We start from the raw sequence: 15,006 nt of genomic DNA, 5'->3' as shown, positions 1-15,006 counted from the left end.
GAAATACCGGTGTCATTGATAACCACGGACAAGCAACGGATCATCGTCGGCCTGGGTAAGACCGGGCTGTCGGTCGCCCGTTATTTGGCGGGCCGTGGTTTGCCCTTTGCCGTAGCCGACACCCGCGACAATCCTCCAGGCCTTGATCAGCTCAAGCGCTTTGCCCCTATGGCTGATCTGCATCTGGGTGAGCTGGATGCGGAAATCCTGTCCAGGGCATCCGAACTGGTGGTCAGCCCCGGTATTGCGTTGTCCACGCCTGCGCTGGTCAAGGCAAAAGCGGCGGGTGTGAGCCTGGTCGGCGATGTCGAGCTGTTTGCCCGTGAGGCCAAAGCACCGATTGTTGCGATCACCGGATCCAACGCGAAAAGTACCGTGACCACGCTGGTCGGCGATATGGCCACAGCAGCCGGTAAACGTGTTGCCGTGGGCGGCAATCTGGGCACACCGGCATTGGACCTGCTGGATGAGAATGCCGATCTGTACGTTCTGGAGTTATCCAGTTTCCAGCTGGAAACCACCGACAAGCTGAATGCCGAAGTGGCCACTGTTTTGAACGTCAGTGAAGACCACATGGATCGTTATCCGAGTCTGCTGGCCTACCACCAGGCCAAACATCGCATATTCCGCGGCGCCCGCCAGGTTGTGGTGAACCGCGATGACGATCTTTCACGCGCCCTGGTCGCTGACCAGTTGCCATGCTGGACCTTCGGCCTCTCGCGTCCGGATTTCAAGGGTTTCGGTCTGATGGAAAGTGACGGGCAAACCTGTCTGGCGTTTCAGTTCGATGCGTTGATGCCCGTGACTGAATTGAAAATCAAGGGCGCGCACAACCAGGCCAACGCATTGGCCGCTCTGGCGTTGGGGCATGCGGTCGGATTGCCGATGCCGGCGATGCTGAACGCATTGCGTGAGTTTGCCGGGTTGCCACATCGTTGCCAGTGGGTGGGTCAAGCCGCTGGCGTGGATTACTACAACGATTCCAAAGCGACCAATGTCGGTGCCGCCTTGGCCGCGATTAACGGCTTTGCCGCGGAAATGACCGGCAAGCAGATACTGATTGCCGGTGGCGATGGCAAAGGCGCTGATTTTGCGCCGCTTAACAGCGCGGTGCAGCAACACTGCCGAGCGGTGGTGTTACTGGGCCGCGACGCGCCGCTGATGGAACAAGCCCTGGCGGGCGAGGTTCCACTTATCCGCGTGACCAATCTGGAGGAGGCGGTCACCGCCGCTGCCCAGATCGCCCAGCCTGGCGATATGGTGCTGCTGTCTCCGGCCTGCGCCAGTCTGGATATGTTCCGCAACTTCGAAGAGCGCGGCGACGTGTTCGCCAAAGCCGTAGCGAGGTTGCTGGCATGATCGGGCTACCCACTCTCCTGCAATCCGCCGCGCCGTTGGTAGGCCAGCGTCGGTTCGATATGGACATGCCACTGCTGGTCGCCGCCATCTGTTTGCTCGGGCTGGGCCTGGTGATGGTGTCGTCTGCGTCAATGGAGGTTGCTGCCGGCCAGTTGGGTAACCCGCTGTTCTATATGATCCGCCAGGTGGTTTATCTGGTGATCGGGCTTGGCGCGCTGGTCGTAGTGCTCTCGACGCCTATTCGTTTGTGGGAGCAGTTCCGCTTTCCCTTGCTGTTTCTTGGCTTTGCCTTGTTGATCGCGGTGCTGATTCCTGGCATTGGCCGGGAAGTAAACGGCAGCTGGCGCTGGATCGCCGTAGGGCCGATCAATATCCAGCCCTCGGAATTGGCCAAGCTGTTCGCCGTGGTCTTCCTGGCGGGCTATCTGGTGCATCGTCAGGAAGAGGTCAAGGAAAGCCTTTGGGGCTTCGTCAAACCCTTCATGGTGTTGTTCCCCATGGCCGGCCTGCTGATCGTCGAACCGGACTTTGGTGCCACCGTGGTGCTCATGGGTGCCGCCATTGGCATGCTGTTCCTCGGCGGTGTTGGCCTGTTCCGCTTTATTACACTCTTTGGTTCACTGGCTGCCGCCGGTGGGCTGTTGATCCTCAGCGCGCCTTATCGTCTGCAGCGCCTGACCGGCTTCCTGAATCCCTGGGAAGACCCCTTCGGTACCGGTTATCAGCTGACTCAAGCCCTGATTGCCTTTGGCCGAGGCCATTGGCTCGGTGTGGGCTTGGGCAACAGTATTCAGAAGCAGTTCTACCTGCCGGAAGCACACACCGATTTCGTGTTTGCCGTGCTGGCCGAGGAACTTGGCTTGATTGGCGCTTTAGGGGCTTTTGCACTGCTGGTCTTTGTTGCCGTACGCGCGTTGTATATCGGCTTGTGGGCAGAGCGCGCCGGTCGGTTGTTCTCGGCCTATCTGGCTTACGGCCTGGCGATCATGTGGATTGGTCAGATACTGATCAATGTCGGCGTGAATGTCGGCCTGCTCCCCACCAAGGGTCTGACACTGCCGTTTCTCAGTTACGGCGGCAGTTCGTTGGTGGTCTGCTGCATCAGTCTGGGTATCTTGCTGCGCATCGACTGGGAGCGCCGTCAGGCGCTGCGGGAGGCGGGCGATGAGTAAGAATATTCTGATCATGGCTGGCGGTACCGGTGGGCACGTGTTTCCAGCGCTGGCTTGCGCTCGGATGTTCGCTGACCAGGGTTATCAAGTCCACTGGCTGGGCACCCGCCGAGGCATAGAAGCGGAGCTGATTCCCGCCGCTGGCATCGCTATCCACTACATAGATGTGCAGGGTCTGCGCGGCAAGGGCAAACTCGGTCTGCTCAAAGCGCCGTTGCAGTTACTGCGTGCGCTGGGTCAGTGCCTGCGTCTGCTGGGCGAGCTCAAGCCGGTATGTGTACTGGGTGCCGGTGGTTATGTAACCGGGCCGGGCGGTCTGGCCGCGTGGATCAAGCGTATTCCGCTGGTGATCCACGAACAGAACGCAGTGGTCGGTACGGCCAATCGTCTGCTCGCGCACCTGGCTGTACGCCGCTGTGAAGGTTTCCCTGGCAGCTTTGCGGATGACGACAAACGTCGCAGTACCGGCAACCCGGTGCGTGAAGAGATCGCCCGGGTAGCGCCAATGAATTGGACTGGCGAACGGCGGCCGCGTTTGCTGGTGCTGGGTGGCAGCCTGGGCGCGCTTCCGCTGAACACGTTGCTGCCGGAAGCGGTCGCCATGTTGAGTGGAGAGCAGCGTCCGGAAGTCTGGCATCAGTGCGGCAAGCAGCATCTGGACATCAGCCGCGATGCCTACCAATCCGCGGGCGTGCATGCCCAGGTCGACGCCTTTATCGCCGATATGGCGGCGGCTTACACCTGGGCTGACCTAGTGGTTTGCCGCGCTGGCGCTTTGACCGTTTGCGAGCTGGCGGCTGCCGGCCGGCCCTCACTGCTGATTCCTTTGCCCCATGCGATTGATGATCACCAGACCGCCAATGCTCGGTACCTTGCGGACCGCGAGGCTGCGGTATTGCTAGCCCAGGCCAGCCTGTCGGGCACGCTGCTGGCTGAGCAAATGAAAACTCTTTTTTCCCAACCGGAGACGCTGCAAGCGATGGCTCAGAACGCACGCCGCCAGGCCACACCCAACGCTACCGCCGACGTCGTTCGCGCTTGCATGGAGGTCGCCCGTGACCACTAAGACTCGCCAGAAAGCGACTTTCAGCCTGCCGGAAATGCGCCGTATTCGCCGCATCCACTTCGTTGGTATCGGTGGCGCCGGCATGTGCGGTATCGCCGAGGTGCTGTTGAATCTGGGTTATGAAGTCTCCGGGTCCGACCTTAAACGTTCGGCGGTGACTGATCGCCTGGAAAGCTTTGGCGCCCGGATTGATATCGGACATCGTCCGGAGAACCTGCAGAGCGCCGATGTCCTGGTGGTCTCCAGCGCCATCAATACCAGTAACCCGGAAGTCGCTGCGGCCATGGAAAAGCGGGTGCCGGTAGTGCCGCGTGCGGAGATGCTGGCCGAGTTGATGCGCTATCGCCACGGCATTGCCGTCGCCGGCACGCATGGCAAGACTACGACCACCAGCCTGATCGCCTCGGTCCTGGCGGCAGAAGGCATGAGCCCAACGTTCGTGATCGGTGGCCGGCTGACCAGCGCCGGTACCAACGCGCAGTTGGGTGAGAGCCGCTATCTGGTCGCCGAGGCGGACGAGAGCGACGCATCCTTCCTGCATCTGCAGCCGATGGTCGCCATCGTGACCAATATCGATGCCGATCACATGGCTACCTACGAGGGTGATTTCAACCGCCTCAAGCGTACCTTCGTCGAGTTCCTGCACAACCTGCCTTTCTACGGCCTGGCTGTGCTGTGTATCGACGACCCGGTGGTGCGTGAGATTCTGCCGCAGATCAATCGTCAGGTGATTACCTACGGCCAGTCAGAAGATGCCGATGTGCGTGCGATCAATATCCACCAGCAGGGCATGCAGACGCATTTCACTGCGGTGCGCCACGGGCATGATGACCTGACGGTGTCAGTCAACATGCCGGGTGTGCATAACGTGCTGAATGCGCTGGCGACCATCGCCGTGGCCACCGATGAACTGGTCAGCGACGCCGCCATCATCAAAGGCTTGACCGGTTTTGAAGGCGTAGGCCGGCGCTTCCAGGTTTACGGCGATTATCCGCTGGGTGACGGCGAGGTCATGCTGGTCGACGACTACGGCCATCATCCGCGCGAAGTGGCGGCGGTGATCAAGGCCGTACGTGCCGGGTGGCCTGAAAGGCGTCTGGTCATGATCTATCAGCCGCACCGGTTCAGCCGCACTCATGACCTGTACGAAGATTTTGTGCAGGTGTTGGCCGAGACCAACGCACTGCTGCTGATGGAAGTCTATCCCGCTGGCGAAGAACCGATTCCTGGCGCTGACAGCAAGCACCTGTGCCGCAGCATTCGCCAACGCGGCCATCTGGATCCTATTTACGTCGAGCGTGATGCGGACGTTATGCCGCTGCTCGAAGCGGTATTGCAGCCAGGCGACATTCTGCTGACCCAGGGCGCCGGCGATATAGGCGGCTTGGCTGTGCAGTTGGCCGAGGCGCTTCACCAGCTCAATGGCCGGGAGAACAAAGTATGACCATCGATGTGAAGGCCTTTGGCAAGGTGGCGGTGCTTTACGGTGGTCGGTCTGCCGAACGCGCGGTGTCGCTCAAGTCCGGCAATGCGGTGCTGGAAGCTCTGGTAGGCGCTGGTGTGGATGCGTACGGCATTGATGCTGGCGTAGATCTGGCCGAACAGCTGATCAAGCAGCGGCCCGACCGCGTATTTATCGCCCTCCACGGCCGCGGCGGCGAAGACGGCAGCCTGCAAGGTCTGCTGGAAAGCCTGCAGCTTCCTTATACCGGTAGCGGCGTAATGGCTTCGGCACTGGGCATGGACAAGCTGCGCACCAAGCTGGTTTGGCAAAGCCTTGGCCTACCGACACCGGCCTATGGTGTGCTGCGCGACAAAAGCGACTGCCAGGCCATCGTTGACAATCTCGGCACGCCGCTGATCGTCAAACCGATCCACGAAGGGTCGAGCATTGGCATGGCCAAGGTCGAGAGCTTGACGCAGCTCGAAAACGCCTGGGCAGACGCGCAGCAGTACGACGACGTGGCGCTGGTAGAAAAGTGGATCACCGGTGCCGAGTTCACTGTCGGGATTCTGGATGGCAAGGCGCTGCCGGCCATTCGCCTGCGCACGCCGCACACCTTTTATGACTACGAAGCCAAGTACTTGACCAATGACACCCAGTACATCTGCCCGTGCGGATTGACTGAGGAGCGCGAAAATGAGCTTGGCGAGCTGTGTTTGCAGGCCTTCAATGCGGTTGCCTGCCGTGGCTGGGGTCGGGTCGATGTCATGCAGAATGAAGCGGGCCAGTTCTATCTGCTGGAGGTCAACACCGTGCCCGGTATGACCGATCACAGCCTGGTGCCGATGGCCGCTGCGGCTGCGGGCATGACATTCACTGATCTGGTACTGGCGATTCTTGCCAGTGCCCGTTACTGAGGGCAGACCATGCTAGGGGCCATGATCAGAGATCCACGTGCCGGCAAGGCCACGACTCGACGCTCTGCGTCCAGTCGTGGTGCCGTGCGTGTCTCTCAACCAGCCCCACGCACCTGGCCGAGCCTGTCCCTGCGCTGGCTGTCGCTGCAAGGCACCTTTGGCCGTGCACAACAGATCCTCTGGCCGGTGTTGTTGCTGGCCTTGGGCGTTGGTCTGTATGAGCTGGGTAGCCGCCTCTGGCCGCTGGCGGATCGGCCGATTGATCTGGTTAGCGTGCAGGGCGAGTTGCAATACATCGATCCCACTGCGGTGCAGACGGTGATCCAGCCCTACCTGAGTGAAAGTTTTCTGGGTATTGATCTCAGCGCTATGCGCGGTGATCTGGCAGCGATGCCCTGGGTGGCTGGTGTATCGGTCACGCGCGTTTGGCCGGATCAGTTGATCGTGCACCTGGACGAGCAGATGCCCGTCGCACGTTGGGGCAGTGACGCGCTGCTGAACAATGAGGGCAAGGCGTTTAGCCCTGAAGATATCAGCCGCTTTGCCGATCTGCCGCAGTTGTCCGGGCCGCAGCGCGCCCAGCAGCGGGTTATGCAGTATTACCAGCAGTTCAATCGCTTGCTGCGGCCCTATGGTCTGGGGGTGGCCGAGCTTGAATTGCGTGATCGCGGCAGTTGGTTTCTGACCACCCAGGACGGCATGCAGGTGCTGCTCGGGCGGGACAAGTTGGTAGACAAGATGCAACGGTTTCTGACGATCGATCAGCACATGCTGTCCGAATATCGGGAACAAATAGCGCGGGTTGACCTGCGCTACAGCAATGCAATGGCAGTGGCTTGGCGCGAGCCGGTCGCACAAGCATCAACGGGGGAGTAACGGGAACTTATGGCGAGCAAGCAGGGTAGCAGAATGATTGTCGGACTCGACATCGGCACATCCAAGGTCGTAGCGCTGGTCGGTGAGATTGGTGCAGACGGCGAGCTTGAGATTGTCGGTATCGGTTCGCACCCTTCGCGCGGGCTGAAGAAGGGTGTGGTGGTGAACATCGAATCCACCGTGCAATCCATCCAGCGCGCCATCGAAGAGGCTGAGTTGATGGCCGGCTGCCAGATTCACTCAGTGTTCGCCGGTATCGCTGGCAATCATATCCGCAGCCTGAACTCCCACGGCATCGTCGCCATTCGCGACCGCGAAGTGGCACAGGCAGATATCGAGCGGGTGCTGGATGCCGGTCAGGCGGTGGCGATTCCCGCTGACCAGAAAGTGCTGCACATCCTGCCGCAGGAATACGTGATCGATAACCAGGAAGGCGTGCGCGAGCCGCTGGGCATGTCCGGCGTGCGTCTGGAAGCCAAAGTGCACCTAGTGACCTGTGCGCTGAATGCGGTGCAGAACATCGAGAAATGCATCCGCCGCTGTGGCCTGGAAGTCGAGGATGTGATTCTCGAACAACTGGCCTCCAGTTATGCGGTATTGACCGAAGACGAGAAGGAGCTGGGCGTTTGCATGGTGGATATCGGTGGCGGCACTACCGACATCGCGATCTTCACCGAGGGCGCGATTCGCCACACGGCGGTGATCCCGATTGCCGGTGATCAGGTGACCAATGACATCGCCATGGCCCTGCGCACGCCGACGCAATACGCCGAAGAAATCAAGATTCGATACGCCTGTGCCCTGGCCAAACTGGCCGGCCCGGAAGAAACCATCAAAGTCCCGAGCGTTGGCGAGCGGCCACCGCGTGACCTTTCCCGGCAGGCGCTGGCTGAAGTAGTCGAGCCGCGCTACGACGAGCTGTTCACGCTGATTCAGGCTGAACTACGGCGTTCCGGGTTCGAAGACATGATTCCTGCAGGCATCGTGTTGACTGGTGGCACCTCGAAGATGGAAGGCGCGGTCGAACTGGCCGAGGAGATTTTTCACATGCCAGTACGCCTGGGCATGCCTCAGGAGTTCAAGGGTTTGACCGACGTGGTGCGCAACCCGATCTACGCCACCAGCGTAGGTTTGCTGCATTACGGCAACCGCCATCACGCACTGGCGGCGAGCAGTTCGGAACAGAGCAAAGAGTCAGCGCTGATACGGGTTAAGCGCTGGTTCAAAGGTAATTTTTAATAGACCCGCTTTAAAGCGGGCAGGCCTCGCGCAAGCGAGCAAACAGCTGTAAACGAAACGAACGAAACGAGACAGTTCTCAAGGAGATGGGCCATGTTTGAATTAATTGATAACGTTCCGCAAAACGCGGTAATCAAAGTCGTCGGTGTCGGCGGTGGCGGTGGTAATGCCCTGCAGCACATGGTGGTCAATAACGTTGAAGGCGTTGAGTTCATCTGCGCCAATACCGATGCCCAGGCACTGAAAAACATCAGCGCCCGCACCGTACTGCAACTGGGTCCGAATGTGACCAAAGGTCTGGGCGCCGGCGCCAACCCGCTGATCGGCCGTGAAGCGGCGATGGAAGATCGTGAGCGTATCGCCGAAGTGCTGCGCGGCGCTGACATGGTGTTCATCACCGCCGGTATGGGTGGTGGTACTGGTACTGGTGCTGCTCCGATCGTCGCTGAAGTTGCGCGCGAAATGGGCATCCTTACCGTCGCAGTTGTAACCAAGCCATTCCCCTTCGAAGGCCGCAAGCGCATGCAGATCGCCGAGGAAGGTATTCGCGAGCTGAGCCAGCATGTCGATTCGCTGATCACCATCCCGAACGAAAAGCTGCTTACCGTTCTGGGCAAAGACGCCAGCCTGCTGGCCGCCTTCAGCAAGGCCAACGACGTGCTGCTTGGCGCCGTGCAGGGCATTGCTGACCTGATCATGCGTCCGGGTATGATCAACGTCGACTTCGCCGACGTGAAAACCGTCATGAGCGAAATGGGTATGGCGATGATGGGTACTGGTCACGCCAGTGGTCCGAACCGTGCACGTGAAGCGGCTGAAGCGGCTATCCGCAGCCCGCTACTGGAAGACGTGAATCTGATGGGCGCGCGCGGTATTCTGGTCAACATTACTGCTGGCCCGGATCTGTCACTGGGTGAGTTCTCTGAAGTGGGTAACACGGTTGAAGAGTTCGCCTCCGACACCGCCACCGTGGTGGTGGGTACCGTGATCGATCCAGAACTGCGTGATGAGCTGCGCGTGACCGTTGTTGCGACCGGCCTGGGTGCCAAGACTGACAAGCCAGTCAAGGTGATTGATAACACCACTGCGACTGCCGCGCCAAGCCGTCAGCAGCCTGCGGAAAGCACTGCGCCGAACTATCGCGATCTGGACCGCCCAACGGTTATGCGTAATACCGGGCAGGGCAACAGTGCAGCGGCAGCACGGCTGAATCAGCCCGCGGAAGACCTGGATTATCTTGATATTCCAGCCTTCCTGCGCCGTCAAGCTGACTGATCCTGATAGGGTCAGTCAATTGACTGGATAGGGCTGATTGGTATTCAACAGAGGCGTACTTTGCTATTATGCACGCCAATTTGTTGAAAATAATTCGCAACTAGAGCGGAAGCCATGTCAAGCATGATCAGACAACGCACACTGAAGAATATCATCCGGGCCACCGGTGTTGGCCTGCATTCGGGTGAGAAGGTCTACCTCACGCTGAAGCCGGCGCCGGTAGGTACGGGCATTGTGTTTGTGCGGGTGGACCTCGACCCTGTGGTCGAGATTCCTGCACGAGCCGAGTTCGTAGGTGAGACCACCATGTCGACGACCCTGGTTAACCAGGGCGCCAAGGTGGATACCGTCGAGCACCTGTTGTCCGCCATGGCGGGCTTGGGTATCGATAACGCCTATGTAGAACTCAGTGCGCCAGAAGTGCCGATCATGGATGGCAGCGCCGGTCCGTTTGTGTTCCTGATCCAGTCTGCTGGGATTCAGGAGCAGGATGCAGCCAAACAGTTCATTCGCATCAAACGTGAAGTCACCGTGGAAGAAGACGGCAAGACGGCCAGCTTTTTACCCTTTGAAGGGTTCAAGGTGTCCTTTGCCATCGATTTCGATCACCCGGTATTTCGCGGTCGTAGTCAGTTTGCCAGCGTGGATTTTTCCAGTACTTCCTTCGTCAAGGAAGTCAGTCGCGCACGGACCTTCGGGTTTATGCGTGATATTGAGCATCTGCGCTCACAGAATCTGGCGTTAGGCGGTAGCGTGGATAACGCGATCGTGGTGGACGAGTACCGTGTATTGAATGAAGACGGCCTGCGTTATGAGGACGAATTCGTCAAACACAAGATTCTCGATGCCATCGGCGATCTGTATCTGCTGGGCAAGAGCCTGGTGGGTGAGTTCCGCGGCAACAAATCTGGCCACGGCTTGAACAACAAGCTGTTGCGTGCCCTGCTTGCCAATAAGGAAGCCTGGGAAGTTGTGACCTTTGACGACGCTGGCACTGCGCCCATCTCCTTTATGCGCCCGGCAGCCGCCGTCTGATATAGGGTTTTGTGCTAAATAGTTTCGTTTCGATTTGAATGGTCACCTCGGTGGCCATTTTTTTTAACCAAAATATCCTTCACTGGCCTTGATGATGCTTGGCCAGTCGCTCTAGCGCGGCCTTGAGTGCCGGATCGTTGATCTGTTCCGCAGTGGCGGTAAGGCTCTGCGCAGCCACTGTCGATTTCTTCATTTTGTGAACCGGTGGTGCTTTTTTGACCAACGGCGGTTGTACCTTGCAGTGTATTTTAGTTAAGGTTGCGAACTCGTTAAATGCCTGCAGCTGACGAATAAGGCGTTTTTGCTGGTAACGCATCCGCGTAGCCCAGTGACTGTCGGTGACAATTAGCTTGAGTACGCCTTCGCGTAGCGTAGCGATTCGGCAGTGTTCACGGGCAGCCGGCTCCAGTAGCGTATCCAGCAGAATCTGCAGGCGCTCCACAGCATTGGCTTTGGCATACAACCCTTTGAGGGTTGCATGGGTGCGTATCAGGTCGCCGGGGCGACGTGCATCCAGGGGATGAAAAGACATGGCGTATGCCGATTGACGTAATTAGATAGCGGTCATCCTATCAGAACCGCTTGTCTGGTTGCTTGGGGAATCGCAGTTTGGGGGCTTTCGTTTGAATATCATTATCTTAACCGACCGGCACGGTGCGGCTCGAGCGTTGACGCTGAGTTTGCCAGTGCTGCTCGCCGCAGGTGCAGCATTGATAGCCGTGCCGGTCATGGTGGTTGTGCTGACTTGGTCCGTGCTCACTGACGCACCACAACCGATCCTTAATACTGACGCAGACCTGGCCTGGCAGGAAACCTTGACTGATGTTGAAGTCGAAGACGCTACCAGCAACGAGTCACAGGCCCAGTTGGAGCACATGACTCAGCAGCTAGCCCGCCTGCAGACGCGCCTGATGCGCCTCGACGCTTTGGGTGAGCGATTAACCGAGCTGGCCGATATGTCTGACGGCGAGTTCGATTTCAGCAATGACCCTGGTATGGGTGGTCCTGAGCTGTTGAATAACAGTCTTGAGCATGAAAGCCCCGATGTGCAATTGGTGCTCGATAAGTTGGCTGACCGTATAGATAGTCGTACCCAGCAGCTCAAACTACTTGAGGAGCTGATGGTTAACCGCAGCGTTGACAGCAACGCGCTGCTCGACTTCAAGCCGGTACATCAGGGCCATATCTCGTCGGGCTTCGGCCGCCGTAGTGATCCTATGACCGGGCGCATTGCGATGCATACGGGGCTGGATTTTGCCGCCCCACGGGGCACGCCGATATTTGCCGTGGGGGCAGGGGTAGTCACCTTCGCTGGACGCAACGGCGCCTATGGCAATATGCTTGAAATTTCCCATGGTGATGGTTACAAAACCCGCTACGCCCACGCGCAGACTTTGGATATAAAGAAAGGTGATCTGGTCAGCAAAGGGCAGCAAGTCGCTACAGTGGGTTCCACTGGCCGCTCTACTGGTCCGCACCTGCATCTTGAAGTGTTTCGTAATGGTATGGCAGTCAATCCTGCCCGCTATATTGCTCTCAAATAATATCCCCAGAGCGCAGGTTGCAGCCTGCGCTCGCTGAACGATGTCTGGCTGCAGGCCTGACTCCCTTCTTTTCACTGCCGCATTGCTGCACTACCTGACGCCAAGCCGCACTGTTTCCAACCCTTTGTTCAATAAGGTGCCTACGCGCGCTATAAAAGTCCGCACGGTTTATTGTCTCGGCTGATTCAGAGTAGAATGCTTGTTTTGCGGTAATGGCCCGTTGACCACGGCCAGACCTGTCAACCCTCAAACGGATATCAAAGTCGACTATGTTTGCGCCTTTATTGAAGAAACTGTTTGGTAGCAAGAACGAGCGTGAGTTGAAGCGCATGGGCCGGATCGTTGGAACGATCAACTCCCACGAAGAGAAACTGAACGCGCTCAGCGACGAGCAGCTCAAGGCCAAAACAGCCGAATTCAAAGACCGGGTTGCCGAAGGCGAAAGCCTCGATGCAATTCTTCCCGAAGCCTTTGCGCTAGTGCGTGAAGCCAGTAAGCGGGTGATGGGCATGCGCCACTTTGACTCGCAGATGATTGGCGGCATGACCCTGCACGAAGGCCATATCGCTGAAATGAAAACCGGTGAAGGCAAGACGTTGGTAGCGACCTTGTCTGCATACCTGAATGCGCTGTCTGGCAAAGGCGTGCACGTGATCACGGTCAACGATTATCTTGCCCGTCGTGATGCTGGCTGGATGCGTCCGCTGTATGAGTTCCTCGGCATGACTGTTGGTGTAGTAGTGCCATTTCAGGATTCACAGGCCAAACGTGACGCTTACCGGTGCGATATCACCTACGGTACCAATAACGAGTTTGGCTTTGACTATCTACGCGACAACATGGCCTTCAGTATCGAAGACAAGTTTCAGCGTGAACTGAACTTCGCCATTATTGACGAGGTCGATTCTATTCTGATCGACGAAGCCCGTACGCCACTGATCATCTCTGGACCATCCAACGACAGCTCGCAGCTCTATGAGGCGATCAACAAGTTGATTCCGCAGCTCAAGCGTGGCTACTTGCCTGAAGAGGGGCAGGAAGAGGTGGAAGGGCATTACTACATTGACGAGAAGACCCGTCAGGTTGAACTGAACGAGTCCGGTCACCAGTTCGTCGAAGGCTTGCTCAGCAAGGAAGGCCTGTTGCCGGAGGGCGACAGCCTATACGCGGCACAGAACCTGAACCTGCTGCATCATGTGCATTCAGGTCTGCGTGCACACGTCCTTTTCCATCGCAACGTCGAATATATCGTGCAGAACAACCAGGTGATTCTGGTTGATGAGCACACCGGCCGTACCATGCCGGGTCGTCGTCTTTCCGAGGGCCTGCACCAGGCCATTGAGGCGAAAGAGGGTCTGAAGATCCAGGCCGAGAGCCAGACGCTGGCTTCCACTACGTTCCAAAATTACTTCCGTCTGTATAACAAGTTGTCCGGCATGACCGGTACGGCCGATACCGAGGCGTTCGAGTTCCGCCAGATTTATGGCCTGGATGTGGTGGTTATTCCCACTAACAAGCCGATGGCACGTAAGGACTATAACGACCTGGTCTATCTGACCATTGAAGAAAAGTTTGCCGCTATTACCGCTGACATCAAGCACAGCATGGGCGAAGGCCGGCCTATCCTGGTGGGTACTGCTTCTATTGAATCCTCCGAGGCGGTCTCGCGGCTGCTGGATGCCGAGAAGATTCCGCACAAGGTTCTGAACGCCAAGCACCACGAAAAAGAAGCCGAGATCATAGCCCAGGCTGGTCGACCGGGAGCAGTGACCATCGCCACCAACATGGCAGGTCGTGGTACCGACATCATCCTCGGCGGTAGCTGGGAGGCAGAGGTTGCCAGCCTCGAGAACCCCACTGAGGATCAGGTTGCGCTGGTTAAAGCCGAATGGCAGCAGCGTCACCAGCAGGTTCTGGAAGCCGGCGGTTTGCATATTATTGCCTGCGAGCGCCATGAATCACGCCGTATCGACAACCAGCTGCGCGGTCGTGCAGGACGTCAGGGCGACCCGGGCTCCAGCCGCTTCTACCTGTCGCTGGAAGATAACCTCATGCGGATCTTTGCCTCTGATCGGGTGAAGAACTTTATGAAGGCGCTGGGAATGGAGAAGGGCGAAGCCATCGAGCACCGCATGGTTACTAACGCTATTGAAAAAGCCCAGCGCAAGGTTGAAGGCCGCAACTTCGACATTCGTAAGCAGTTGCTGGAATACGATGACGTTGCCAACGAGCAACGTAAGGTGATTTACGGCCAGCGCAATTCGGTACTGGCTGCAGAGAATGTGGCCGAGACGATCCAGGCGATCCGTGAAGACGTAGTAGCTGACGCTATCAGCCAGTACATTCCGCCGCAGAGCCTCCCTGAACAGTGGGACATCCCCGGTCTGGAGCAGCACCTGAATGCTGAGTTGGGGCTCAGGGCGCCGGTGCAGGAGTGGCTGGATGCTGACGACACCCTGCATGAAGAAGGTTTGCGTGCGCGTATTCTCGAGGAGTTGCTCAAGGCCTACGCCGAGAAGGAAGAGTTGACCGGTTCCGATGCTCTGCGCACATTCGAAAAGCAAATGTTGTTGCGGGTGCTCGACGATCTATGGAAAGAGCATTTGGCGACCATGGACCACCTGCGCCAGGGCATCCATCTGCGTGGTTACGCACAGAAGAATCCAAAGCAGGAATACAAGCGTGAAGCCTTCAACCTGTTCGAGGAAATGCTCGAATCGGTCAAGCGTGACACCATCCGTATTCTCAGCCACGTGCAGGTGCGTCGCGAAGACCCAGCGGAAGAAGAAGCGCGCATGCGGCGCCAGGCACAGGAAATGGCTCAGCGTATGCAGTTCAAGCATGATGAAGTAGCGGCGGTCGGCGCTGACGAGTCGGAAGAACCGGAAGAGCAGTCCGCCACCGCGCCCGCTGCACCGGTCACTCGCGAAGGTCCCAAGGTCGGTCGTAATGACCCTTGTCCTTGCGGGTCCGGCAAGAAATACAAGCAATGCCACGGTAAGCTCGACTGAGCTGCCGGGAAGGCCGAGGGTTCGCCTCGGCCTTCTCAACCAGTCAACTCCTACGCTTAATCGAACCG

At 58.2% G+C, this 15,006-nt stretch carries 12 protein-coding genes; 11 read left to right on the top strand and 1 reads right to left on the bottom strand.

Annotation, left to right across the window (positions count from 1 at the left end; genetic code table 11):
- The first annotated feature begins 9 nt into the window (after positions 1–9).
- From murD to lpxC, 9 genes are all read left to right on the top strand, one after another.
- Complete coding sequence (gene murD, locus EAO82_RS18055) at positions 10–1,359, top strand: UDP-N-acetylmuramoyl-L-alanine--D-glutamate ligase (protein ID WP_096345176.1); 1,350 nt, start codon at positions 10–12, stop codon at positions 1,357–1,359.
- Positions 1,356–2,531 carry a putative lipid II flippase FtsW gene (gene ftsW / locus EAO82_RS18050; protein ID WP_096345175.1) on the top strand — a complete coding sequence of 392 codons (1,176 nt, stop codon included), beginning with the start codon at positions 1,356–1,358 and terminating at the stop codon, positions 2,529–2,531. The genes murD and ftsW overlap by 4 nt, the downstream gene beginning before the upstream one ends.
- Entirely contained in the window at positions 2,524–3,597 is a 1,074-nt protein-coding gene (gene murG / locus EAO82_RS18045) for an undecaprenyldiphospho-muramoylpentapeptide beta-N-acetylglucosaminyltransferase (protein ID WP_096345174.1), read from the top strand. The genes ftsW and murG overlap by 8 nt, the downstream gene beginning before the upstream one ends.
- A 34-nt stretch (positions 3,598–3,631) precedes the next feature.
- Positions 3,632–5,041, top strand: coding sequence for a UDP-N-acetylmuramate--L-alanine ligase (gene murC, locus EAO82_RS18040; RefSeq protein ID WP_096345280.1), 1,410 nt, complete (start codon positions 3,632–3,634; stop codon positions 5,039–5,041).
- Positions 5,038–5,958, top strand: a complete 921-nt coding sequence (locus EAO82_RS18035; RefSeq protein ID WP_096345173.1) for a D-alanine--D-alanine ligase — start codon at positions 5,038–5,040, stop codon at positions 5,956–5,958. The genes murC and EAO82_RS18035 overlap by 4 nt, the downstream gene beginning before the upstream one ends.
- Positions 5,959–5,979: 21 nt before the next feature.
- On the top strand, positions 5,980–6,834 hold the full coding sequence (locus EAO82_RS18030; protein WP_231703241.1) for a cell division protein FtsQ/DivIB: 855 nt from the start codon (positions 5,980–5,982) through the stop codon (positions 6,832–6,834).
- 9 nt (positions 6,835–6,843) lie between these two features.
- Entirely contained in the window at positions 6,844–8,073 is a 1,230-nt protein-coding gene (gene ftsA, locus EAO82_RS18025; RefSeq protein ID WP_096345171.1) for a cell division protein FtsA, read from the top strand.
- Between the two features lie 93 nt (positions 8,074–8,166).
- The gene (ftsZ, locus tag EAO82_RS18020; RefSeq protein ID WP_096345170.1) at positions 8,167–9,348 is read left to right on the top strand and encodes a cell division protein FtsZ; all 1,182 of its coding nucleotides are present in this window, start codon (positions 8,167–8,169) and stop codon (positions 9,346–9,348) included.
- Between the two features lie 123 nt (positions 9,349–9,471).
- Positions 9,472–10,383, top strand: coding sequence for a UDP-3-O-acyl-N-acetylglucosamine deacetylase (lpxC, locus tag EAO82_RS18015; protein ID WP_096345279.1), 912 nt, complete (start codon positions 9,472–9,474; stop codon positions 10,381–10,383).
- Positions 10,384–10,462: 79 nt separating this feature from the next.
- Here the strand turns inward: lpxC and EAO82_RS18010 are convergent, their stop codons facing one another.
- On the bottom strand, positions 10,463–10,915 hold the full coding sequence (locus EAO82_RS18010) for a DUF721 domain-containing protein (protein WP_096345169.1): 453 nt from the start codon (positions 10,913–10,915) through the stop codon (positions 10,463–10,465).
- A 91-nt stretch (positions 10,916–11,006) separates the two neighbouring features.
- On the opposite strand from EAO82_RS18010, the gene EAO82_RS18005 reads away from it, so the two are divergent.
- A complete protein-coding gene (locus EAO82_RS18005) occupies positions 11,007–11,927 on the top strand; it encodes a M23 family metallopeptidase (protein ID WP_096345168.1) in 921 nt (306 codons plus the stop codon).
- A 269-nt stretch (positions 11,928–12,196) separates the two neighbouring features.
- Entirely contained in the window at positions 12,197–14,938 is a 2,742-nt protein-coding gene (gene secA, locus EAO82_RS18000) for a preprotein translocase subunit SecA (protein WP_096345167.1), read from the top strand.
- The last annotated feature ends 68 nt before the right edge of the window (positions 14,939–15,006 follow it).

It is taken from the genome of Halopseudomonas pelagia, assembly GCF_009497895.1.
Lineage (GTDB): Bacteria > Pseudomonadota > Gammaproteobacteria > Pseudomonadales > Pseudomonadaceae > Halopseudomonas > Halopseudomonas pelagia_A.
This window is presented reverse-complemented; position numbering and strand designations above follow the sequence as displayed.

Excerpts from the sequence above, each read along its gene's own strand:
- murC (WP_096345280.1), top strand. The coding sequence starts at position 3,632 with ATGCGCCGTATTCGCCGCATCCACTTCGTTGGTATCGGTGGCGCCGGC.
- ftsW (WP_096345175.1), top strand. The coding sequence starts at position 1,356 with ATGATCGGGCTACCCACTCTCCTGCAATCCGCCGCGCCGTTGGTAGGC.
- EAO82_RS18030 (WP_231703241.1), top strand. The coding sequence starts at position 5,980 with ATGATCAGAGATCCACGTGCCGGCAAGGCCACGACTCGACGCTCTGCG.
- EAO82_RS18010 (WP_096345169.1), bottom strand. The coding sequence starts at position 10,915 with ATGTCTTTTCATCCCCTGGATGCACGTCGCCCCGGCGACCTGATACGC.
- ftsZ (WP_096345170.1), top strand. The coding sequence starts at position 8,167 with ATGTTTGAATTAATTGATAACGTTCCGCAAAACGCGGTAATCAAAGTC.
- ftsA (WP_096345171.1), top strand. The coding sequence starts at position 6,844 with ATGGCGAGCAAGCAGGGTAGCAGAATGATTGTCGGACTCGACATCGGC.
- murG (WP_096345174.1), top strand. The coding sequence starts at position 2,524 with ATGAGTAAGAATATTCTGATCATGGCTGGCGGTACCGGTGGGCACGTG.
- lpxC (WP_096345279.1), top strand. The coding sequence starts at position 9,472 with ATGATCAGACAACGCACACTGAAGAATATCATCCGGGCCACCGGTGTT.
- secA (WP_096345167.1), top strand. The coding sequence starts at position 12,197 with ATGTTTGCGCCTTTATTGAAGAAACTGTTTGGTAGCAAGAACGAGCGT.
- EAO82_RS18035 (WP_096345173.1), top strand. The coding sequence starts at position 5,038 with ATGACCATCGATGTGAAGGCCTTTGGCAAGGTGGCGGTGCTTTACGGT.